General features: G+C 69.9%; 19 protein-coding genes. 13 read left to right on the top strand and 6 right to left on the bottom strand.

The window, feature by feature from the left end:
- Window positions 1-36: 36 nt before the first annotated feature.
- The 4 genes from T336_RS0103030 to T336_RS0103015 form a co-directional block, all read right to left on the bottom strand.
- On the bottom strand, window positions 37-630 hold the full coding sequence (locus T336_RS0103030) for a DUF4276 family protein (RefSeq protein ID WP_019699910.1): 594 nt from the start codon (window positions 628-630) through the stop codon (window positions 37-39).
- Window positions 627-1,832, bottom strand: coding sequence for an AAA family ATPase (locus T336_RS0103025; protein WP_026431440.1), 1,206 nt, complete (start codon window positions 1,830-1,832; stop codon window positions 627-629). The genes T336_RS0103030 and T336_RS0103025 overlap by 4 nt, the downstream gene beginning before the upstream one ends.
- Before the next feature lie 19 nt (window positions 1,833-1,851).
- Window positions 1,852-2,946, bottom strand: coding sequence for a redox-regulated ATPase YchF (ychF, locus tag T336_RS0103020; RefSeq protein WP_026431439.1), 1,095 nt, complete (start codon window positions 2,944-2,946; stop codon window positions 1,852-1,854).
- Between the two features lie 81 nt (window positions 2,947-3,027).
- On the bottom strand, window positions 3,028-3,897 hold the full coding sequence (locus tag T336_RS0103015) for an MOSC domain-containing protein (RefSeq protein ID WP_026431438.1): 870 nt from the start codon (window positions 3,895-3,897) through the stop codon (window positions 3,028-3,030).
- Between the two features lie 91 nt (window positions 3,898-3,988).
- Here T336_RS0103015 and T336_RS0103010 point away from each other — a divergent pair, with 91 nt between their 5' ends.
- From T336_RS0103010 to T336_RS0102995, 4 genes are all read left to right on the top strand, one after another.
- Window positions 3,989-5,146 carry an FAD-dependent monooxygenase gene (locus tag T336_RS0103010; protein WP_026431437.1) on the top strand — a complete coding sequence of 386 codons (1,158 nt, stop codon included), beginning with the start codon at window positions 3,989-3,991 and terminating at the stop codon, window positions 5,144-5,146.
- Window positions 5,147-5,225: 79 nt separating this feature from the next.
- Window positions 5,226-5,966, top strand: a complete 741-nt coding sequence (locus T336_RS0103005; protein WP_019699905.1) for a DsbC family protein — start codon at window positions 5,226-5,228, stop codon at window positions 5,964-5,966.
- A gap of 28 nt (window positions 5,967-5,994) precedes the next feature.
- Window positions 5,995-7,788 (top strand): M61 family metallopeptidase, encoded by a 1,794-nt coding sequence (locus tag T336_RS0103000; protein ID WP_026431436.1) that lies wholly within the window; start codon window positions 5,995-5,997, stop codon window positions 7,786-7,788.
- A 73-nt stretch (window positions 7,789-7,861) separates the two neighbouring features.
- The gene (locus tag T336_RS0102995) at window positions 7,862-8,641 is read left to right on the top strand and encodes an enoyl-CoA hydratase (protein ID WP_013593304.1); all 780 of its coding nucleotides are present in this window, start codon (window positions 7,862-7,864) and stop codon (window positions 8,639-8,641) included.
- A 125-nt stretch (window positions 8,642-8,766) separates the two neighbouring features.
- On the opposite strand, the gene T336_RS0102990 is transcribed toward T336_RS0102995, so the two are convergent.
- Together T336_RS0102990 and T336_RS0102985 are read right to left on the bottom strand one after the other, a co-directional pair.
- Entirely contained in the window at window positions 8,767-9,888 is a 1,122-nt protein-coding gene (locus tag T336_RS0102990) for a sigma-54 interaction domain-containing protein (RefSeq protein WP_019699902.1), read from the bottom strand.
- A gap of 5 nt (window positions 9,889-9,893) precedes the next feature.
- A complete protein-coding gene (locus tag T336_RS0102985; protein ID WP_026431435.1) occupies window positions 9,894-11,117 on the bottom strand; it encodes an acyl-CoA dehydrogenase family protein in 1,224 nt (407 codons plus the stop codon).
- 425 nt (window positions 11,118-11,542) lie between these two features.
- Between T336_RS0102985 and T336_RS0102980 the strand changes: the two genes are divergently transcribed.
- The 9 genes from T336_RS0102980 to T336_RS0102940 all read left to right on the top strand — a co-directional run bounded on the left by T336_RS0102980 (window position 11,543) and on the right by T336_RS0102940 (window position 21,077).
- Window positions 11,543-12,727 carry an acyl-CoA dehydrogenase family protein gene (locus tag T336_RS0102980; RefSeq protein WP_026431434.1) on the top strand — a complete coding sequence of 395 codons (1,185 nt, stop codon included), beginning with the start codon at window positions 11,543-11,545 and terminating at the stop codon, window positions 12,725-12,727.
- Window positions 12,728-12,948: 221 nt separating this feature from the next.
- Window positions 12,949-13,533, top strand: coding sequence for an FMN reductase (msuE, locus tag T336_RS0102975; protein ID WP_026431433.1), 585 nt, complete (start codon window positions 12,949-12,951; stop codon window positions 13,531-13,533).
- A 50-nt stretch (window positions 13,534-13,583) separates the two neighbouring features.
- On the top strand, window positions 13,584-14,714 hold the full coding sequence (gene sfnG / locus T336_RS0102970; RefSeq protein WP_026431432.1) for a dimethylsulfone monooxygenase SfnG: 1,131 nt from the start codon (window positions 13,584-13,586) through the stop codon (window positions 14,712-14,714).
- A gap of 43 nt (window positions 14,715-14,757) precedes the next feature.
- Window positions 14,758-15,576 carry an ABC transporter ATP-binding protein gene (locus T336_RS0102965; RefSeq protein ID WP_026431431.1) on the top strand — a complete coding sequence of 273 codons (819 nt, stop codon included), beginning with the start codon at window positions 14,758-14,760 and terminating at the stop codon, window positions 15,574-15,576.
- Window positions 15,576-16,469 carry a branched-chain amino acid ABC transporter permease gene (locus T336_RS0102960; RefSeq protein ID WP_035225211.1) on the top strand — a complete coding sequence of 298 codons (894 nt, stop codon included), beginning with the start codon at window positions 15,576-15,578 and terminating at the stop codon, window positions 16,467-16,469. The genes T336_RS0102965 and T336_RS0102960 overlap by 1 nt, the downstream gene beginning before the upstream one ends.
- Window positions 16,470-16,471: 2 nt before the next feature.
- Entirely contained in the window at window positions 16,472-17,584 is a 1,113-nt protein-coding gene (locus T336_RS0102955) for a branched-chain amino acid ABC transporter permease (protein ID WP_404821576.1), read from the top strand.
- 49 nt (window positions 17,585-17,633) lie between these two features.
- Window positions 17,634-18,953, top strand: coding sequence for an ABC transporter substrate-binding protein (locus tag T336_RS0102950; protein ID WP_026431428.1), 1,320 nt, complete (start codon window positions 17,634-17,636; stop codon window positions 18,951-18,953).
- 40 nt (window positions 18,954-18,993) lie between these two features.
- The gene (locus tag T336_RS0102945; protein ID WP_084151356.1) at window positions 18,994-20,283 is read left to right on the top strand and encodes an SfnB family sulfur acquisition oxidoreductase; all 1,290 of its coding nucleotides are present in this window, start codon (window positions 18,994-18,996) and stop codon (window positions 20,281-20,283) included.
- A 5-nt stretch (window positions 20,284-20,288) separates the two neighbouring features.
- The gene (locus T336_RS0102940) at window positions 20,289-21,077 is read left to right on the top strand and encodes an ABC transporter ATP-binding protein (protein WP_026431426.1); all 789 of its coding nucleotides are present in this window, start codon (window positions 20,289-20,291) and stop codon (window positions 21,075-21,077) included.
- Window positions 21,078-21,100: the final 23 nt, after the last annotated feature.

The following is a 21,100-nucleotide window of genomic DNA, read 5'->3' as shown; positions in this document are numbered from 1 at the left end:
TGACGGGACTTTTCAAAAACCCATCCGCAATGTTGTTTACTGGCGCATCTGTATGTGGATTTGCCATTCCTTGCACAGCTTGCGGAAAGACCGGCTGTTGTCCTTGGCTTGCTGTAGATCGATACGTGCAGTGAACGCTGGCTGATCCAGCATTTCGCGATAGACACCGCTTTGCATGTGCCGCCTCATCCATCCTTTTGCATCTCGCGGTGTTTCCGCATCTATCGGTTCATCGGCTGCGATCGAAAAACCACGGGCGCCCTGCAACGAACGCGCTGCAGCCAGAAACCACGCTTCAAATTCCCGGTTGGCCAAAACGACGGAGACCCGACAATGCGGCACGCACTGCTGCGCCCGGGCAAGCAATTGCGGCCCCAAATGTGCAGGGCAATCGTCATCGGCATCCAGGATGACCAGTATCCAGCCCTGCGTTCCACTCTTCGCAGCCGCCAGGAGCAATTGCTTGCGGAACTCCTCCTCGCGCTGGATGAACCGGTCTCTCCGCACGCGGATCGGCGGCAAAGGCTGCACTGCGACCGAAGGCGACAACTCACCGGCCAGCCTCCGCAGCAGTATGGGCAGGGCGTTGACCTCACTGTCGCCTTCGACGATGGAGGCGATAGGGATCATGCCCGCGCCTCACCAAACAAATCAACCTGCTGTGTTTCTTGACGTTCGATGATTTCGCGATCAGGCGCCAGTTGATTGATGCGAAGCAATTCGCCAGGAGAAAAGAGATGCTCCTTCAACATACTTCGAGCCGCTTCATCCACTGGAGCAATTTTTGTCTCCCCCCCTTCGGAGATCACGGCCAGGATCGTATTTGCATCAATCCCGCGATGATCGAGCAGATCGGGACTATGGCTGGTGACTAGCACCTGGGTAGTTTGTGCGGCATGCACAAGGACTTCGCGCAACGCAGCGCTGGCAGCGGGATGCAATGCCGTTTCAGGCTCCTCAATGCCAATGAGCGTCGGCGAATAGTCGGAATTGCTTTGCAACAGAGCGGTGAGAACGCCCAATGCACGCAAGGTGCCATCGGACATATTCTGTGCAAGAAATTTCCTGGGCTGCTTGGACCCAGCCATATCCTGGCGGAACTCCAGGGTTTCCATGGGTCCGACGGAGGTGCGCTCCATGCCATGCACCATGGGTACGACCGACTGCAGGTACTCGCGAATCATGTTCGCTTGATCTGGTGCTACCCGGTCCAAATGGCCAATGACGCTGGCGATGTTTTCTCCTAACGGCTTGAGCAAGCGCCCGTCCTGGGGCTTCTGCAATTCCCGCATGATCTTGGGATTCAAGTTATAGAACCCCATGCAGGTGAGCGCATCGAACACAGAGCGGAATGCCGTGAATCCGGATGCAGCCACAAGTGCAAGACGGTCTGCCGTCACAGCAGGGAAAGCGGGTTCACTGCTATCGCGCAAACGTCCCCTCTCGATCCGAAAGAACGGCCCTTTGCCAATTCCTAAAACGACACATTCTTCGTTCTGAACTTCGTAACCGCCGCTGGCCATCGCCCCGATCTTGAATGCGTACCATCCACTGCGGCCATCGGGCAGGACAAACTCGAGCCGGATACCAAAATGCGTGGGATGCCCGCTGGAACGGCGCCGAACTTCGTTCAAACCGCCACGCTCGTTGATGGCATTGTCCAGGGAGCCAGCCAGCGCATCGCGCACGAAGTGCAGCGCATCAAGGAAATTGCTTTTCCCCGCGCCGTTCTGGCCAACCAAGTACGTCAGAGGCTGCAAGCGCACATCACAGTTGCCAATGCTCTTGTAGTTCCGCAGAACTACACGCTGAATGAAAACGGTCTGTGGCATTGCTGCTCCGAGGATTGCGCTAAACGTTGAACAGGAAGTTCATCACGTCCCCATCCTTGACGACGTATTCCTTGCCTTCCGCCCGCATCTTGCCCGCGTCCTTCGCGCCCTGCTCGCCCTTGAAGGCAATGAAGTCGTCGAAGGCGATGGTCTGGGCGCGGATGAAGCCGCGCTCGAAGTCGCCATGGATCACGCCGGCGGCCTGGGGCGCGGTGGCGCCCACGGGCACGGTCCAGGCGCGCACTTCCTTCACGCCGGCGGTGAAGTAGGTCTGCAGGCCCAGCAGCTTGAAGCCGGCGCGGATGAGGCGGTTCAGGCCGGGCTCGTCCTGGCCCATCTCGGCCAGGAACATGTCGCGGTCCTCGTCGCTCATCTCGCTCATCTCGGATTCGATCTTGGCGCAGATGGCCACGACGGGCGCGTTCTGGGCGGCGGCGTATTCCTTCAGGCGGTCGAGCAGCGGGTTGTTCTCAAAGCCGTCCTCGGCCACGTTGCCCACGAACATCGCCGGCTTGGCGGTGATGAGGCAGAACTGCTTGAGCAGGGGCGCGTCCTCCTTGCTGACGGGCACCGTGCGCGCGGGCTTGCCCTGGTCGAGCGCGGCCTGTATGGGCGTGAGCAGCGAGACCAGCTTGGCGGCTTCCTTGTCGTTGCCGCTCTTGGCGGCCTTGCTGTAGCGGTTGAGGGCCTTCTCCACCGTGGCGAGGTCGGCCAGGCACAGCTCGGTCTGGATGACCTCGATGTCGGCGATCGGGTCCACGCGGCCGGCCACGTGGATCACGTTCGGGTCTTCGAAGCAGCGCACCACGTTGACGATGGCGTCGGTCTCGCGGATGTGGGCCAGGAACTGGTTGCCCAGGCCTTCGCCCTTGGAGGCACCCGCCACCAGCCCGGCGATGTCCACGAACTCGACGATGGCCGGCACGATGCGCTCGGGGGTGATGATGCCGGCCAGCTGCTGCAGGCGGGGATCGGGCACTTCCACCACGCCGGTATTGGGCTCGATGGTGCAGAAAGGGTAGTTCTCGGCCGCGATGCCGGCCTTGGTCAGGGCGTTGAAGAGGGTGGACTTGCCGACGTTGGGCAGGCCCACGATGCCGCATTTCAGGCTCATGGCGGGGCTTTCAGGGTTCGGGGGAAAACCGGCGATTTTACCGGGCGGCCATGTCCCTGCCGGCCCGCCCGGCCCGGAGGGTCAGTCGAAGCGCCAGTCGGCCGCGATGCGCTGGCCCACGCGCAGCACACGGCCGGCCCCTTCGAGCACGATGGCGTTCATGCCGAAGGTGATGGCGCCGTTCACGCGGCGGTCCTGCCGGTAGGCGCGCAGGGCATCGCCCACGTCCGGGGTGCTCTCGGCCGTGGCCGGGTCGATGTCGGGGATCGGGCAGCGCGTGCAGGGCTTGACCGGCCGCAGGCAGGCGGCACCGCCCTCCGCGTCGATGTGCAGGCCGTCGATGCGGTCCTCGTCGTGCGCCTCCACGCCGTCGATGACGATGTTGGGCCGGAACCGCTCCATCGCGGCGGCCGGCGCGCCCGCCGTCTGCAGCCGCACGTTGAGCTCCCGCAGCGAAGCCTCGCTGGCCAGCAGCACGGGGTAGGCATCGGCGAACTGGTTAGGCGCTTCCACGCCGTCCGTCCAGCGCAGGCTGGAGAGCCGGCGGTGGGCCGGATCGAAGCGCACCAGGCGGCAGGGCCGGCCCAGACATTCCGAGAACCACCGTGCGGCTTCGTCGCCCGCGTCCCGCGCGGGCACGGCGTCGTCCCAGACGCGCACCTGCGCCACCGGCCCGCCGGCCTGCAGGGCCACGCGCAGCACCGGCATGCCGGGCGCGTGCAGCGACAGCGCATGCGCGTCCAGCTGCGGCCGCACCAGGGCCATGCGCGGCACGGTGCGCTGGGTGAGGAACTCGCCCGCCGGATCGACCACCATCCAGGTCCGGTCCCATTCCAGCCCGGTGGGCGTGAGCAGGGCCTCGGGCACTGCGATGGCCGCGCAGGACTTGACAGGATGGATGAACAGGCGGGAGAGGGTGCCGCCCAGGTCGCGGTCGGTGCGGAAGGTCACGCGGAGGTCTCCGGTCAGCGCGGTGGGGAAAGGGGAAGCGGCGATTGTGCCTTCGCACGGCAGAGCACGGGCCGGCTCCTACAATGGCCGCATGGCGCAAACCTTCGATGTCTGTATTCGCGGCGCTGGCGTGGTAGGCCGCGCGCTGTCCCTGCTTCTCGCGCGTGAGCGCCTGCGCGTTGCCCTGGTCCCGGGGCCGGCCCCTGCGGCCGAGGGCACCGACGTGCGGGCCTACGCGCTCAACACTGCCTCGCGCGCGCTGCTGGAGTCCGTGCGCAGCTGGCCCGGTGCGGAACACGCCACGCCAGTGCTGCGCATGGACGTGCACGGCGACATGGGCGGCGAGGTCACCTTCGACGCCGGGCGCCATCCCGCCACCGAGGCGCTGGCCTGGATCGTCGACGTGCCCGCGCTGGAATCCCGGCTGGCCGACGCCGTGCGCTTCCAGCCGCAGGTGGAGGTGGTCGATGCACCCGTGCAGGCCGCGCTCACCGTGGTCTGCGAAGGCCGCGCGAGCCGCACGCGCGAGGAATTCGGCGTGCACTACGCCGAGGTGCCGTACGGCCAGCATGCGGTGGCCACGCGGCTGCGCTGCGAGCGGCCCCACGGCCAGGTGGCGCGCCAGTGGTTCCTGCCCGACGGCATCCTGGCCTTCCTGCCCCTGGGGGGGCCGGAAGGGAACTCCGTGGCCGTGGTGTGGTCCGTAAGGCAGGACGAGGCGCAGCGCCTCCTGGCCATGGAACCCTCCGATTTCGAACAACGCATCCGCTCCGCCAGCCTGGACACGCTGGGCACCCTCGCGCTGGACGCCCCCCGGGCCGCATGGCCGCTGCAGCAGGCCCGGGCCGACCGCTGGTGCGGCCCGATGCCGGCGGCCGCGGGCAGCGCCCCCGCGTCCGGGAAGGCGCCGGCCCGCAGCTGGGCGCTGGCGGGCGATGCCGCGCACACCGTGCATCCGCTGGCCGGCCAGGGGCTGAACCTGGGCCTGGCCGATGCCCAGGCCCTGGCCCGCGTGCTGCGCGAGCGCGATTACTGGCGCGGCGTGGCGGACCAGCGCCTGCTGCGCCGCTACGAGCGCGAGCGCAAGGCCGCGCTGCTGCCGATGGGCTGGGCCATGGACAGCCTGCAGCAGCTCTTTTCGCGCCACGAGGGGCCCGTGCCCTGGCTGCGCAACTGGGGCATGCGCGGATTCGAGCGCAGCGGCCCCCTGAAGGATTGGGTGACGCGCCAGGCCATGGGCCTGGGCTGACGGCCCGCCCCCCAATGACGGGATGGGGAGGCCGCCGTGTCGCCCATGCCCAGAGATTCACGCATCACGAAGGAGCACCATGAAACTGATCCCCGCCCTGCTCGCCGGCGCCGCCGCGCTCACCATCGGCTTCGGCGCCCACGCCCAGGAATCGGCGATCCGCAAGACCCTGGGCAGCCGCATCCCGCAGCTGCAGAACATCGACGAGGTGCGCGCCACGCCCATGCAGGGCCTGTACGAGGTGCGCATCGGCACCGATGTGTTCTACACGGACGCCAAGGGCAACTACCTCATCCAGGGCGAACTGATCGACACCAAGGCGCGCCGCAACCTCACCGAGGACCGCATCAACAAGCTCACGGCGGTGGATTTCGCCTCCCTGCCGCTCCAGGATGCATTCACCATCGTGCGCGGCAACGGCCAGCGCAAGCTCGCGGTGTTCGAGGATCCGAACTGCGGCTACTGCAAGCGCTTCGAGAAGGACCTGCAGAACGTGGACAACGTGACGGTCTATCTCTTCCTCTATCCCATCCTGAGCCCCGATTCGGCCGAGAAGTCGCGCAACATCTGGTGCTCCAAGGACCGCGCGGCCGCATGGCAGGACCACATGGTGCGCGACAAGACCACGCCGGCCGCGAGCTGCGACACCGCCGCCGTGCAGCGCAACCTGGCATTCGGCAAGAAGCACAAGATCACCGGCACGCCCACGCTGATCTTCACCGACGGCTCCCGCGTGCCGGGCGCGATCGACGCGCGCGAGGTGGAAAAGCGCCTCGCGGATGCAGGATCGGGCGCCGGTCCGGCCCCCGCCACGAACTGAACTCTCCCCGCCCCTCCACGGATCCCGCATGGCCGCCCACCGATCCCACGCCCCCGCCGTCCACTACCGCGTGGAAGCCGCGCAGCTGCACGCGCGCATCTACCACGTCACCCTCACGGTGGAGAGCCCCGCCGCGCAGCAGGAGCTGTCGCTGCCCGTGTGGATCCCCGGCAGCTACCTGGTGCGCGAGTTCGCGAAGAACCTGCAGAACCTGCGCGCCCGCCAGGACGGGCAGGAAGTGGCGCTCGCGCAGCGCAGCAAGAGCCTCTGGCAGGCCGCCTGCCGCGAGGGTGCGCCGCTGGTGCTGACCTACGAGGTCGGGGCCTACGACAGCTCGGTGCGCACGGCGTGGCTGGACTCATCGCGCGGCTTCTTCAACGGCACGAGCCTGTGCCTGCGCGTGCATGGCCAGGAGGATGCCCGCCACGACCTGGAGATCGTCGCCACGCCGGAGGTGTCGCACTGGTCGGTGGCCACGGGCCTCGCGGCGGAGAAGACCACGCGCGCGGGCTTCGGCACCTACCGCGCGGCCTCGTACGACGAGCTGGTGGACTGCCCGGTGGAGATGGGCCCCTTCTGGAGCGCCCGCTTCACTGCCTGCGGCGTGCCGCACCGCCTGGTCGTGGCCGGCGCGGCGCCCTCGTTCGACGGCGAGCGCCTGGTGGCCGACACGCGCCGCATCTGCGAGACGGGCATCCGTTTCTGGCACGGGGCCGGCAAGCCGCCCTACACGCAGTACCTGTTCATGCTCAACGTGATGGACGACAGCTACGGCGGGCTGGAGCACCGCAACTCGACGGCCCTGGCCTGCAGCCGCCGCGACCTGCCCCGCCTGGGCGAGGCCAGGACGCCCGAGGGCTACACCACGCTGCTCGGGCTCATCAGCCACGAGCATTTCCACACCTGGAACGTCAAGCGCCTGCGCCCGGCCGAACTGGCGCGCTACGACTACACCCAGGAGAACTACACCCGCCTGCTGTGGTTCTTCGAGGGTTTCACCAGCTACTACGACGACCTGCTGCTGCGCCGCGCCGGGCTGATCGACGACGCCACCTACCTGCGCCTGCTCGCCAAGAACATCAACCAGGTGCTGCAGACGCCGGGGCGCCGGGTGCAGAGCGTGGCCGATGCCAGCTTCGACGCCTGGGTGAAGTACTACCGCCAGGACGAGAACACGCCGAACGCCACGGTGAGCTACTACACCAAGGGCGCGCTCGTCGGCCTGTGCCTGGACCTGGCGCTGCGCCGCGAGGGCCGCACCACGCTCGACGACGTGATGCGCGCGCTCTGGGACCGCTGCGACGCCGGCCCCATGTCGGAAGACGACCTGCTGGCGGTGCTCGAAGCCCTCTCGGGCCGCTCCTTCGCGCGCGAGATCGCCGAGTGGGTGCACGGCACCGGCGACCTGCCCCTGGCCGAGATGCTGGCCGCGCACGGCGTGGCCCTGCGCGCGGAAGCGGCACAGCCCGCGCAGCGGCTGGGCCTGCGGGTGTCCGAGGGCCAGGGCCTGCAGGTGAAGGTGGTGCTGCGCGGCGGCCTGGCCGAGGAAGCCGGCTTCTCCGCGGGCGACGAATGGCTGGCCGTGGAGGTGCATGGAGAGACCTGGCGCATGCAGCGGCTGGACGACGTCGCGCTGTATGCCGGCCGCGAGAAGCGCGTCACGGCCCTGGTGTCCCGCGACCGCCGCGTGCTGCGGCTGCCGCTGGCGCTGGAGCGCGAGGGCGGCGCGCCGGACGATACCGTCGCACTGTCGCTGGCGGACGCGCCCCTGGCACGGCGCTGGCTGGACGGCCAGCCGGACACGGGCATGGCCGCCGGGTAGCGTGCGGGACGGGGGCGAAAGACGGCCCTTGGGTATAGTCATCCGCACCACAACGACATCCAGGAGATACCCCTTGGCCTACGAAGTCATCGAGGTCCGCACCGAGGCGGACAAGGTCGGCGTCATCACGCTGAACCGCCCCAAGCAGCTCAACGCGCTCAACGACCAGCTCATGGACGAGCTGGGCGACGCACTGGCCGCCTTCGATGCCGACGAGCGCATCGGCTGCATCATCCTCACCGGCAGCGAGAAGGCCTTCGCGGCGGGCGCGGACATCGGGGCCATGGCGAAGTACGGCTTCGCCGACGCCTACAAGGGCGACTACATCACGCGCAACTGGGAGCGCATCCGCTCCATCCGCAAGCCCGTGATCGCGGCCGTGAGCGGCTTCGCGCTGGGCGGCGGCTGCGAGCTGGCGATGATGTGCGACTTCATCATCGCGGCCGACAACGCGAAGTTCGGGCAGCCCGAGATCAAGCTCGGCGTGATTCCGGGCGCGGGCGGCACCCAGCGCCTGCCGCGCGCCGTGGGCAAGTCCAAGGCCATGGACATGGCCCTCACCGCCCGCATGATGGATGCCCAGGAGGCCGAGCGCGCCGGCCTGGTGAGCCGTGTCGTGCCCTACGACAAGCTCATGGACGAAGCCCTGGGCGCCGCCCTGGTGATCGCCGGCTTCTCGCAGGTGGCCGTCATGGCAGCCAAGGAAACCGTCAACCGCGCTTTCGAAGGCTCGCTCTCCGACGGCCTCATGTACGAACGCCGCCTGTTCCACGCGCTGTTCGCCACGCAGGACCAGAAGGAGGGCATGGCCGCCTTCCTGGAGAAGCGCCCGGCGGCCTTCACGCACCGCTGAGCGCTACGCGGCGAGAGCGGGGGCTGAGTGCCGCGGCTCCGAGCCTGCCTGCGCAGGCTTGGACGTGCACGAAGGGCAGCCGCCTTTGGCGGCAGCACGGAGCGGCGCAGCCGCTCAGGGGGGTGTCATCTCACCGCCGCGATGTCGCCATTCTTGATGAGCCGCGCACGCAGGATGTTGCGGCTGATGCCCAGCAGGCGCGCGGCCTGCACCTGGTTGCGGTGGCAGAACTCGAAGGCGGCGCGCACCACGGTTTCCTCGATGCGCTCGTACAGCTGGTCTCCCTGCTGCTGGAACAGGCCCGACAGCGCCGTTTCCAGCGCCTGCAGCGGCGTCGCTTCCGACTGCGCTTCGCCCGCGGTGCGGCGCTGCAGGCCCAGCGACGACAGCTGCAGGTCCTCCGCCAGGAGCACGCCGCGGCGGCATATCAGCAGGCCGTGGTGGATCACGTTCTCCAGCTCGCGGATGTTGCCGGGCCAGTCGTGGGCCAGGAGCTTGCGCTCCGCGCCCGCGTCGAGCCGCACCGGGCCGTAGCCCAGGCGGTGCCGGTATTCGTCGATGAAGTGGCGCGCCAGCGGCAGGATGTCGCCCGGCCGCTCGCGCAGCGTGGGCAGCGCCAGGCTCACCACGTGCAGCCGGTAGAACAGGTCCTCGCGGAAATTCCCCGCGGCCACTGCGTCCTGCAGGCGCACGTTGGTGGCGGCCACCACGCGCACGTCCACCGGCAGGCTCCTGCGCGCGCCCAGGCGCACCACCTCGCGCTCCTGCAGCACCCGCAGCAGCTTGACCTGGATGGACAGCGGCAGGTCGCCCACCTCGTCGAGGAACAGCGTGCCGCCGTTGGCGGCCTCGAACCATCCGGCCTTGGCGGTGAAGGCGCCGGTGAAGGCCCCCTTCTCGTGGCCGAACAGTTCGCTCTCCACCAGTGTCTCGGACAGCGCACCGCAGTTCACGGCCACGAACGGCCCTTCGCGCCGCGCGCTCAGCGCATGCACGTGGCGCGCGATCAGCTCCTTGCCCGTGCCCGTCTCGCCCAGGATGAGCACGTTGGCCTCGCTGGGCGCGACGAGGCGGATGCGCTCGAGCAACGCCAGGGAGCGCGGGTCCTCGAACACCTGCGCGGTGGCGCGGATCGACGTGGGCATGGCCCGGGCACCGGGCAGCGTGAGCAGCGGCGCAGCCTCCCGGTGCCGGGCCGGTGCGTCGCCGTCTTCGGGAAAGGCGGTATGGAAGTGCAGGGAGGACATGGCGTTCAGGAGTAGAAACTGGGATCGGGATGGCGCTGCTGCAGGGCCCACTCCCCGAGTTCGCGCAGCTTGTAGGCCAGCGGGTCGTGCAGCGTGTGGGTGCGCAGATTGCGCCAGTGGCGGTCCAGGCGCAGCCCGCCGTGCGTGGCGCGTGCGCCGGCCACGTCGAACATGCGGGTGCAGAGGTCCAGGCCGGTGCGCGTGGCGGCCACCTTGGCGGTCGCCACGGCCACGGCCACGTCGCCGCGCTCGGCGGCCGTGAGTTCCGCCCCCCGCCCCCAGGCGTCGTCGAAGCGGCCGGCGGCGCGGTCCAGCAGCACGCGCACGCTCTCCAGGCCGACCCAGAAATCGCCGTAGTGGCCCAGCACGTAGGGATCGTCCATCGCCCGCGCCACGCCCGAGCTGCGCCAGGGCCGCGCCTCATGGACCGTGTAGTGGCGCGCGTCCTGGAAGGCGCCCTCGGCGATGCCCAGGTAGATGCTGGCGAGCACGAGCTGCGCCAGCAGGGGCCGCAGGCATGCGAAGGGCGTCGCCAGCGGCCCCGGGTCGGCCAGGATCTCGTGCGGCTCCACCCGCACGCGCTCGAAGGTGACGCTGCCGCTGTCCGTCTGGCGCTGGCCGATGCTGTTCCAGTCCGGCGCCACGGAGATGCCCGTGCGCCCCGTGGGCAGCGCCGCCACGATCAGTTCGCCGGACTCCGCATCGCGCGCGGAAGCGATGAGCATCTCGGAATCGAGCGCACCCGAGCAGAAGCTCTTGCGGCCCGAGAACTCGCTCCAGCCGCCCTGGCGCGTGCGCTGCGTGCGGTCGTCCAGCGGGTTCAGGGCATTGCCCCAGAACCACCGCAGGCGCGCCGTCTGCGTGAACCAGGGCTCCCACTGGCGCGGCTGGGAAAAGAGGCGCGCGGTGGCCAGCATCAGATGGTGAAAGCCCAGCAGATGGGCCAGCGAGGAATCGGCGCGCGCCAGGATGCGGATCACCTCCAGCGTCTCGCGCCAGCCGGCCCCGCCGCCGCCCTGCGCGGCCGGAATGCTCATCGCCAGCAGGCCGCTGTCGCGCAGCGCGTCCCGTTCCGCCTTGGGGGTGCCGCCGCGCTCGTCGCGCTCAGCCGCCGTCCGGGCGAACTGCTCCGCCAGCCGCCGCGCGACCGCCTCGGGCGCCGGGGGGGCGATGGCCGCGTCCCCGCCGTCGGCGGCGGGATCGTGCGCTGGCATCGTCGCAAGGCTCATGTCGGGCTCTCTCCTCGATAAGGGTACCGCCGCCGCACGGGAAAGGCTGCGGCGCGGGCGGAAGGACGGAACTGCTGCCTGAACAGCAATTCTGGGAATCCGCATGCCCCGCGGCAAATAAGGATTCCAAGCATCGATAGACGTTTTGCGGCTGCAGCAGCAACTGCGCCCTGGCAGACACTGCCGCAGCAGCCCGGCGCCGCGGTTGCTGATCCCGCAGCAGGCCCCCACGCCGTTTCCCATGGCGGCCCATGGCACAGACCCTGCGACACCGGCTGCTCCTCTCCACCACGCACCCACTCCTCCATGCACAAAACATCTTCTGCCGCGCCCGGCGGCCCTCCTCCGTACTGCACCTGGCACCGCGGCACCGTGCGAATCCGGTCGCCGCACCTCTCCGCCTCCAGTGCGCAAGGAGTGCGACCATGAAACACTTCGCCGCCGAAGCGCACCGGGACTGGCACGGTGCCCGCGACCGGATGGTCGAATCCCTTGCCGCCACGGCCATCGCGCGCGACCAGGCCGGCGGCGTGCCCCTGCACGAGCGCCGCCTGCTGCGCGAAAGCGGCCTGCTGGCCCTGCCCGTTCCCGCATCCCTGGGCGGGCTGGGGGCCTCCTGGAGCGAGGTGCTGGGCGTGGTGCGACACTTCGCGCGCGTGGACAGCGCGGTCGCCCACGTGTTCGGCTTCCACCACCTGCTGCTGGCCACGGCGCAGCTCTTCGGCCGGCCGGCGCAGTGGCAGCCCTGGCTCGAGGCCACCGTGGCGCGGCAATGGTTCTGGGGCAACGCGCTCAACCCGCTGGACCGGGGCACAGCGGCCACGCAGCAGCCGGACGGCTCGTGGTCGTTCCACGGCCGCAAGAGTTTCTGCTCGGGCGCGGGCGATTCCGACAGGCTGCTCGCCTCCGCATTCGACCCCACGGGCCGGCTGCTGATCGCCGTGGTGCCGACCACCCGGGAAGGGATCCAGGTGCAGGGCGACTGGGACAACATCGGCCAGCGCCAGACGGACAGCGGCAGCGTGGTCTTCGATCAGGTGCGCGTGCAGGCGCATGAGCTGCTCACCGATCCGGGCCCCCTGTCCTCCCCGTTCGCGGCGCTGCGCCCGCTGCTGGCGCAGCTGGTGCTGGCGCACGTGTACCTGGGGCTGGGCGAAGGCGCACTGGCCGAAGCACGCGGCTTCACGCTGCAGCATGCGCGCCCATGGCATGCCTCCGGCGTGGACCAGGCGGGCGAAGACCCGTACCTGCTGGGCCATTACGGCGACTTCTGGCTGGCCCTCGAAGGGGCGCGCCTGCTGGCGGACCGTGCGGCGGCGCTGTTCGACGCGGCATGGTCCGAAGGGCTCGCGCTATCGCCCGGGGCGCGCGGCGACGTGGCCGTGGCCGTGGCGGCCGCCAAGGTGGCCGCGGGCCGCGCCGCGCTCGACGTGGCGCACCGGCTCTTCGAGGTGACCGGCCCGCGCGCCACCACGGCCGCACTGCGCCTGGACCGCTTCTGGCGCAACCTGCGGGTGCACACCCTGCACGATCCGGAGGACTACAAGCGCCGCGAACTGGGCCGGTGGGCGCTGCACGGGCAGCGGCCCGAGCCGTCCTTCTATTCCTGATCCGCTGCTGCGGGAAACGCATATGCATGCACGTTTCCCGGTGGTCTGCTGATCCTGCAGCAACGCGACAGCAGCGTGCTGTGCAGCACACACCCGTTGCGTGACAGCGAATGTGCAAGCCATTGATTTCAAAGGGAAAAATCTCTGGCACGCAAGCTGCTGAAGGCAGGACGGACACCGCGCCGCGGTGCCGCCCCCTTCACCGCAACGAATGGATCACCATGGCCCGCACCCTGAATCTCGTCGCCGTCTCCGGCAGTCTCCAGCGCCCGTCGCGCACCCTCGCGCTCGTCGAGCACCTCGTCGAAAGGATCGGTGACGCCGTTCCCATCCGCGTGCGCACCATCGAACTCGGCACGGTCGGCCCGCGCCTGGCGGGCGCCCTCTACCGCAACCAGCTGCCGCCGGAGGTGGAGGCCGACATCGCCGCCGTCGAACAGGCGGACGTGCTCGTGGTGGGCAGCCCGGTGTACCGGGCCACGTACTCGGGCCTGTTCAAGCATTTCTTCGATTTCGTGCACCACGAGGCCCTGGTGGACGTGCCCGTGCTGCTGGCCGCCACGGGTGGCAGCGAGCGCCACGCGCTGGTGATCGACCACCAGCTGCGCCCGCTCTTCAGCTTCTTCCAGGCCCGCACCCTGCCCCTGGGCGTGTACGGCACCGACAAGGATTTCACCGACTACCGCATCACCGACCCGGCCCTGCTGGCCCGCGCCGCCCTGGCCGTTGAGCGTGCCCTGCCGCTGCTGCGCGCGGGCCGCGAGGCCGCTGCGCCCGCGCGCCCCGTGCTGGCCGCCGTGGCCTGAGCAACCGTGTTCGCACGCCTGTCCTCCATCCCATCCAAGGAGCCTTCACCATGAGCACATCCCGCAACGAACCCGTCAAATTCGCCTACTGGGTGCCGAACGTCAGCGGCGGCCTGGTCGTGAGCACCATCGAGCAGCGCACCGACTGGAGCCTGGAATACAACCAGCGGCTGGCGGTGGCAGCGGAGAAAGCCGGCTTCGAATACGCCCTGAGCCAGATCCGCTTCACGGCGGGCTACGGGGCGGAGCACCAGCACGAGTCCGTCTCGTTCAGCCAGGCCCTGCTGCACGCCACCACGCGGCTGAAGGTGCTGGCCGCCATCCTGCCGGGCCCGTGGAACCCGGCCGTGGTGGCCAAGCAGATCGCCACCATCGACCACATCTCGGGCGGCCGCATCGGCATCAACGTGGTGAGCGGGTGGTTCAAGGGCGAGTTCCACGCCATCGGCGAGCCCTGGCTGGAGCATGACGAGCGCTACCGCCGTTCCAAGGAATTCATCCAGGCGCTCAAGGGCATCTGGACGCAGGACCACTTCACCTTCAGGGGCGACTTCTACCGCTTCAACGACTACACGCTCAGCCCCAAGCCGCTGCAGAAGCCCCATCCGGAGATCTTCCAGGGCGGCAGCTCGCGCGCCGCGCGCGACAACGCGGCCAGCGTGTCCGACTGGTACTTCACCAACGGCAACACGCCCGAGGGCCTCAAGGCCCAGATCGACGACATCCAGGCCAAGGCCCGGGCCAACGGCCACACGGTGCGCATCGGCGTGAACGCCTTCGTGATCGCCCGCGATACCGAGGAGGAGGCGCAGGCCGTCCTGCAGGACATCATCCGCCACGCGCACGTGGAAGCGGTGCAGGCCTTCGGCGACGCCGCGAAACAGGCCGGCCGCTCCTCGCCGGAAGGAGAAGGCAACTGGGCGACCTCCACCTTCGAGGACCTCGTGCAATACAACGACGGTTTCCGCACCAACCTGATCGGCACGCCGCAGCAGGTCGCCGAGCGCATCGTCGCGCTCAAGGCCATCGGCGTGGACCTGGTGCTGACCGGCTTCCTGCACTTCATCGAAGAGGTGGAGTACTTCGGCCGCAAGGTGCTGCCGCTGGTACGCGAGCTGGAGGCGCGCCAGGCCGCCGCGCAGCCGCGGACGCAGCCCGCCCTGGAGGCCGCGGAAGCCTGACGCCACGGCACATTCCCGCCCCCCAGCACATCGCCCCACCGCCATGGCCATGCCCCCGCCCACCCCGGCTACCGTGCTGCAGCTGCGGCACGTCGCCCTATCCTTCGGCGGCGTGCAGGCGCTGTCGGACATCGACCTCGACATCGCCCCCGCCGAGATCCGCGCCGTCATCGGCCCCAACGGGGCCGGAAAGAGCTCGCTGGTCAACGTGGTGTGCGGCCTGTACCGCCCGGACAGCGGCCGCGTGCGGCTGGGCGCGGAGGAGTTCGCGCACGTGCCCACGCAGCGCCTGGCGCGGCTGGGGGTGGCGCGCACCTTCCAGAACCTCGCGCTGTTCCGGGGCCTCTCGGTGCGCGACAACGTGGCGCTGGGCTGCGCCGGACCGCAGGGCAGCTGGCTCGAACAGTGGGCGAATGCGCCCCGTGCCCGCGCGGCCCGCGCGGCCCGCCGCGACACGGCCGCGCAGGCGGATGCGGTGATCGATTTTCTGGGGCTGCAGGCCGTGCGCGACCGGCCCGCCTCCACCCTGCCCTACGGGCTGCAGAAGCGCGTCGAGCTGGCCCGCGCGCTGGCCGCCGCGCCGCGCCTGCTGCTGCTGGACGAACCCATGGCGGGCATGACGCTTTCGGAAAAGCGCGACATGGCCGCACTGGTGCGTGCGGCGCGCGACCGGTTCGGCACCGCCATCCTGCTCATCGAGCACGACATCGGCGTGGTGCTGGGCCTCTCCGACCGGGTGGCGGTGCTGGACCACGGCCGCAAGATCGCCGACGGCACGCCCGCCGAGGTGCGGAGCGACCCCGCCGTGATCGATGCCTACCTGGGCGTGGAGCACGCCGGCGCCGAAGCGGAGGGCGCGTGATGGATGCGGATTTCACCTTCTTCGCCGAAGTGCTCGTGGGCGGCCTGCTCTCGGGCGTGATGTACGCGCTCGTGGCCATCGGCTTCGTGCTCATCTACAAGACCTCGGGCGTGCTCAACTTCGCGCAGGGCGCGCAGCTGCTGCTGGCGGCGCTGACCTTCGTGAGCCTCCTGGAGCGCGGCGTGCCCTTCGCCCTGGCGCTCGCGGCCACCCTCGTGCTGATGGTGCTGCTCGGGCTGGCCATCGAGCGCACCGTGCTGCGGCCGCTGGCCGGCCGCTCCCCGATGGCGCTGTTCGTGGCGACGCTGGGCCTGTCCTACGTGATCGAGGGCGTGGCACAGCTCGCGTGGGGCACGCAGGTCCACGCGCTGGACCTGGGCATCGAAGACACGCCGCTCGACGTCGCCGGCATGCTGGTCTCGCGCTTCGACCTCGTGGCGGCCGCGTGCGCGGGCACCCTGGTGGTCCTGCTGTCGGCCTTCTTCCGCTTCACCCGCACGGGCCTCGCCTTCCGCGCCGTGGCGGACGACACCTTCGCCGCGCTCGCCGTGGGCCTGCGCCTGCCCCGGGTGTGGTCCGCCGTGTGGGCCGCGGCCGGCGTGATCGCGCTGGCCGCCGGGCTGCTGTGGGGCGCGCGCCTGGGAGTGCAGTTCTCGCTGTCGCTCGTGGTGCTCAAGGCCCTGCCCGTGCTGGTGCTGGGCGGCTTCGATTCGGTGGCAGGCGCCATCGTGGGCGGGCTGCTGGTGGGCGCGTTCGAGAAGCTGGCCGAGGTGTACCTGGGCCCGATCGTCGGCAGCGGCATCGAGGGCTGGTTCGCCTATGCCGTCGCACTCGTCTTCCTGCTGGTGCGCCCACAGGGGCTGTTCGGCCAGCGCCTCGTGGAAAGGGCATGACCATGAGCGCCATCCTGCCTCCCGCCGCTGCAGCCCATCAGGCTGCGGCCGCAGCCTCCCTGGCGGACGCACGGTCGGCCCCCGCCAGCCGCACGGCGCCGCGCTGGCTGCCCGCCGCCGCGCTGCTGGTGCTGGCCTACGGGTTCGTGCCCGCACTGGCCACGCCGTACTGGTTCGATGCCATCCTGCTGCCCTTCCTGGTGCTGTCGCTCGCCGGGGTGGGCCTGAACCTGCTCACCGGCTATGCAGGCCAGCTCTCGCTGGGCACGGCGGCCTTCATGGCGGTGGGGGCGTTCGCTGCGCTGAACCTGCAGTTGCGGGTGCCCGGGCTGCCGCTGCCCGCCGGCATGCTGCTGGGCGGCCTGTGCGCCACGGCGGTGGGGCTCGTCTTCGGCCTGCCCAGCCTGCGGCTGCGGGGCTTCTACCTCGCCGTCGCCACCCTGGCAGCGCAGTTCTTCGTGCAGTGGGCACTCACCCGCTTCGGCTGGTTCACTCTCGATAGCCGCTCCGGCGTGGTGGACGCGCCCGAGCTGCGCGTGGGGCCCTGGGTCTTCGATACACCCGCCGCGCGCTACCTGTTCGCGCTCACCGTGGTGGCGCTGCTCACGGCGGCCGCATGGCGGCTGGTGTCCACGCGCACCGGCCAGCACTTCATCGCCGTGCGCGACAACGAACTGGCCGCCCGCGTGATCGGCATCCCGGTGCTGCGCACCAAGCTGCTGGCCTTCGCCGTCTCGTCCTTCATCGTCGGCGTGGCCGGGGTGCTCTGGGCCTTCGTGTACCTGCGCACCGTGGAGCCCGCAGGCTTCAACCTCGACCGCTCCTTCCAGATCCTCTTCATCGTCATCCTGGGCGGGCTCGGCACCCTCCGCGGCGCCTTCCTCGGCGCAGCGCTCATGGTCGCCTTGCCCCTGCTGCTCTCGCGCCTGGGCGGCTGGGCGCTCGGCGGGGTGCTCGATTCCGGCGTGCTGGAGATGGTCCAGCGCATCGTACTGGGCGTGCTGATCATCGGCTTCCTCATCGCCGAGCCCGAAGGCCTGGCGGCACTCTGCACCCGCCTGCGGCAGGCCTGCACGCGCCGCATCGCCGCGCTCTTCCCGCATTCCCCGCACTGACCGCCCCCCTTTCCATCGTTTCACCACCGTCCTCCAGGAGTTGTCTTCCATGCGCCTTCTTCCGCACCTGCGCGCCGCTGTCCTCGCGCTGGCCGCCACCGCCACCCTTGCCGTGCAGCCCGCCCGGGCCGACGAGCAGTTCTTCCCGCTGCAGAGCTACCGCGTCGGCCCGTACGCCGCCGGGGGCACGGGCTTCTTCGGCGGATTCATCGACTACCTGAACCTGGTGAACCTGCGCGACGGCGGCGTGGGCGGCGTGAAGCTGACCTGGGCCGAAGGAGAGACGCAGTACGAGGTGGAGCGCGGTGTGGAGGTGTACGAGCGCTTCAAGACCCGCCCCGGCATCGCCGCCTGGAACCCGCTCTCGGTGGGCATCGCCTACGCCATGCTGGACCGCGTCACCGCCGACAAGGTGCCGCTCATCACCATCAACCATGGCCGCACCGACACCACCGACGGCCGCGTGTTCAAGTACGCCTTCCCGCTGCTGCTCAACCCCTACAGCGAGACCTCGGGCATCGTGAACTACATCGCCGGCAAGGAAGGCGGCGCGGAAAAGCTCAAGGGCAGGAAGATCGTGGTGCTCTACCACGGCTCGCCCTACGGCAAGGAGACGATCCCCATCTACGAACTGCTGGCGAAGCAGTACGGCTTCACCCTGCAGCAGATCGAGGTGCCGCACCCCGGCAACGAGCAGCAGTCGCAGTGGCTGGCCATCCGCCGCGCCAAGCCCGACTACGTGGTGCTGCGCGGCTGGGGCGTGATGAACCCCGTGGCGCTCCGCACGGCGCAGAAGACGGGCTTCCCCGCCACGCGCATCATCGGCAACGTCTGGTCCAACTCCGAGGAAGACGTGCTGCCCGCGGGCGACGCCGCCAAGGGCTACACCGCCATCACCACGGTGGCGGCGGGCGACCAGTACCCCGTGCTGCAGGAGATCCGCAAGACCGTGTACGCCACCGGCAAGGGCAACCTCGAGGACCAGCGCCGCATCGGCAGCGTCTATCACAACCTCGGGGTGCTCAACGGCATCCTCAACGTCGAGGCCGTGCGCATCGCCCAGGCGAAATTCGGCCGGCGCACCCTCACCGGCGACGAAGTGCGCTGGGGCTTCGAGAACCTGCGCATCGACGAAGCGCGCGCCGCGGCCCTCGGCGCCAAGGGCCTCTTCCATTCCATCCACGTGACCTGGGACAACCACGAAGGCGATGGCCGCGTGGCCTTCCAGCAATGGGACGGCAAGCAGTGGAAGGTGGTCTCCGACTGGATCGCGCCGGACTGGAAGCTGCTGCGGCCGCTGATCGAAGCATCGTCCGAAGCCTATGCCCGCGACCGGAAGATCCCGCTGCGCCGCAGCATCGACGACTGATTTCACCCCCGTCCAACCCACGCCACCAGGAGGAACCACCATGTCCGCCGTGCTCCAGAGCCCCGCCACCGAACAGCCCGTCCGCCCGCACGCCCTGCAGGCAGCCCTGCAGCCCGGCCAGCCCGTGCCGGGGCTGCCGCGCCCCAAGGCCCCGGCCCACGTGATCCGCGACGACGCCGAGGCCATCGCCATCGCCCACGGCCTGGCCGAGCGCTTCCGCGAAGGCGCCGCGCTGCGCGACCGCGACCGGCTCTGGCCGGTGGAGGAGATCGATGCCTATTCCCAGAGCGGGCTCTGGGCCATCAACGTGCCCCGTGCCCATGGCGGCGCGGAGGTGTCCTATGCCACGCTGGCGGAGGTCATCGCGATCATCTCCGCGGCCGACCCGTCCATCGGCCAGATCACCCAGAACCACCTGGGCATCGTGGCCGCCATCCGCACCGTGTCGGACGAGGCGCAGCAGCGCCTGCTGTTCGGCGAGATCCTCGCAGGCGCGCGCTTCGGCAACGCATTCTCCGAATCGGGCTCGCGCCGCGCCGCGGACTTCGAAACCCGCTTCGTCGAAGACGGTGACCACGTGGTGGTGAGCGGGCGCAAGTTCTACTCCAGCGGCGCGCTGCTGGCGCACTACGTGCCCATCGTGGCCAACGATCCGCAGGGCCGCGCCTGGTATGCCATCGCCGGGCGCGACGCCCCCGGCCTGTCGGTCATCGACGACTGGAGCAGCTTCGGGCAGCGCACCACGCTGAGCGGCACCGTGCTCATCGACCGCGTGCGCGTGCCCCGCACCCACCTCGTGCCGGCCTGGAAGGGCTACGACCGGCCTTCCGCGGACGGCGCGATCTTCCAGATCATCCAGGCCGCGGTGGACGTGGGCATCGCCCGCAACGCGATCGAGGACACCCAGGACTTCGTGCGCACCAAGACCCGCCCCTGGGTGGACAGCCAGCGCGACACCGCCGCCGAAGACCCCTACACCATCCACGCGGTGGGCGACCTGCAGATCCGCCTGCACGCGAGCGAGGCGCTGCTGGAGCGCGCGGGCCGCGCCATCGACCGCGCGCTGGCCACGCCCGATGCGGACACCGTGGCCGCCGCGCAGATCGCGGTGGCCGAGGCCAAGGTGCTCTCCACCGAGATCGCCCTGCAGGCCGCCAACAAGCTCTTCGAGCTCGCCGGCACGCGCTCCACGCTGGGCCAATACCACCTGGACCGCCACTGGCGCAATGCGCGCACCCACACGCTGCACGACCCGGTGCGGTGGAAGTACGCCATCGTGGGCAACTACCACCTGAACGGCGTGAAGCCGCCCTTCCACGCCTGGAGCTGAACGCCATGGCACCCCAGGACGACGGCGCACCGCTGCTGCGCCTGCAGAACGTGCATGTGCACTACCGGGGCGCCATCGCCGCGCTGCAGGGCGTGAGCCTGGACGTGCGGGCCGGTGAGATCCACGCACTGCTGGGCGCCAACGGCGCCGGCAAATCCACGGTGCTGCGTGCCGTCTCCCAACTGCTGCCGGCTCTGCGCGGCCAGGTCGCGCGCGGAAGCATCGCCTTCGCGGGCGCCGACGTGCTGCGCGCCACGCCGGATATGCTGGTGCGCAGCGGCCTCGTGCCCGTGCTGGAGGGCCGGCACTGCTTCCCGTCGCTCACGATCGAGGAAAACCTCGTCGCCGGCGGCCTGGGCGGCGGCGCGCCGCGCTCGCGGCTCGCGCAGGACCTGGAACGCGTCTATGCCGCCTTTCCACGCCTGCGGGTCCTGCGCCGCACGCCCGCCGGGCTCGCCTCCGGCGGCGAGCAGCAGATGGCCGCCATCGGCCGCGCGCTGATGGCCCGGCCCCGCCTGCTGGTGCTGGACGAACCCAGCATGGGGCTCGCGCCCCGCACCGTGGAGGACATCTTCCGCGAACTGGCGCGCCTCAACCGCGAGGAGGGCCTGACGCTGCTCATCGCCGAGCAGAACTCCACCGTGGCGCTGCGCCACGCCCACCGCGCCACCGTGCTCGAGACCGGCCGCAGCGCCCTGTGCGGCAGCGCCGCGGACCTGCGCGGGCGCGCCGACATCCGGGCGCTGTACTTCGGCGAAGGCGTGCCGGCGCAGGAGTGGGCGCAGGCGGCCTGATGCCACAGGCGCACAATGGAGCC

This window comes from Paracidovorax oryzae ATCC 19882, from assembly GCF_000687165.1.
GTDB lineage: Bacteria > Pseudomonadota > Gammaproteobacteria > Burkholderiales > Burkholderiaceae_C > Paracidovorax > Paracidovorax oryzae.
The sequence above is the reverse complement of the archived record's forward strand: the minus strand, read 5'-3'. Positions and strand labels throughout refer to the sequence as shown.

Coding starts and splice junctions, on each gene's coding strand:
- T336_RS0103030 (WP_019699910.1), bottom strand. CDS start 630: ATGATCCCTATCGCCTCCATCGTCGAAGGCGACAGTGAGGTCAACGCC.
- T336_RS0103025 (WP_026431440.1), bottom strand. CDS start 1,832: ATGCCACAGACCGTTTTCATTCAGCGTGTAGTTCTGCGGAACTACAAG.
- ychF (WP_026431439.1), bottom strand. CDS start 2,946: ATGAGCCTGAAATGCGGCATCGTGGGCCTGCCCAACGTCGGCAAGTCC.
- T336_RS0103010 (WP_026431437.1), top strand. CDS start 3,989: ATGGCGCAAACCTTCGATGTCTGTATTCGCGGCGCTGGCGTGGTAGGC.
- T336_RS0103005 (WP_019699905.1), top strand. CDS start 5,226: ATGAAACTGATCCCCGCCCTGCTCGCCGGCGCCGCCGCGCTCACCATC.
- T336_RS0103000 (WP_026431436.1), top strand. CDS start 5,995: ATGGCCGCCCACCGATCCCACGCCCCCGCCGTCCACTACCGCGTGGAA.
- T336_RS0102990 (WP_019699902.1), bottom strand. CDS start 9,888: ATGTCCTCCCTGCACTTCCATACCGCCTTTCCCGAAGACGGCGACGCA.
- T336_RS0102985 (WP_026431435.1), bottom strand. CDS start 11,117: ATGAGCCTTGCGACGATGCCAGCGCACGATCCCGCCGCCGACGGCGGG.
- T336_RS0102980 (WP_026431434.1), top strand. CDS start 11,543: ATGAAACACTTCGCCGCCGAAGCGCACCGGGACTGGCACGGTGCCCGC.
- msuE (WP_026431433.1), top strand. CDS start 12,949: ATGGCCCGCACCCTGAATCTCGTCGCCGTCTCCGGCAGTCTCCAGCGC.
- sfnG (WP_026431432.1), top strand. CDS start 13,584: ATGAGCACATCCCGCAACGAACCCGTCAAATTCGCCTACTGGGTGCCG.
- T336_RS0102965 (WP_026431431.1), top strand. CDS start 14,758: ATGGCCATGCCCCCGCCCACCCCGGCTACCGTGCTGCAGCTGCGGCAC.
- T336_RS0102960 (WP_035225211.1), top strand. CDS start 15,576: ATGGATGCGGATTTCACCTTCTTCGCCGAAGTGCTCGTGGGCGGCCTG.
- T336_RS0102955 (WP_404821576.1), top strand. CDS start 16,472: ATGAGCGCCATCCTGCCTCCCGCCGCTGCAGCCCATCAGGCTGCGGCC.
- T336_RS0102950 (WP_026431428.1), top strand. CDS start 17,634: ATGCGCCTTCTTCCGCACCTGCGCGCCGCTGTCCTCGCGCTGGCCGCC.
- T336_RS0102945 (WP_084151356.1), top strand. CDS start 18,994: ATGTCCGCCGTGCTCCAGAGCCCCGCCACCGAACAGCCCGTCCGCCCG.
- T336_RS0102940 (WP_026431426.1), top strand. CDS start 20,289: ATGGCACCCCAGGACGACGGCGCACCGCTGCTGCGCCTGCAGAACGTG.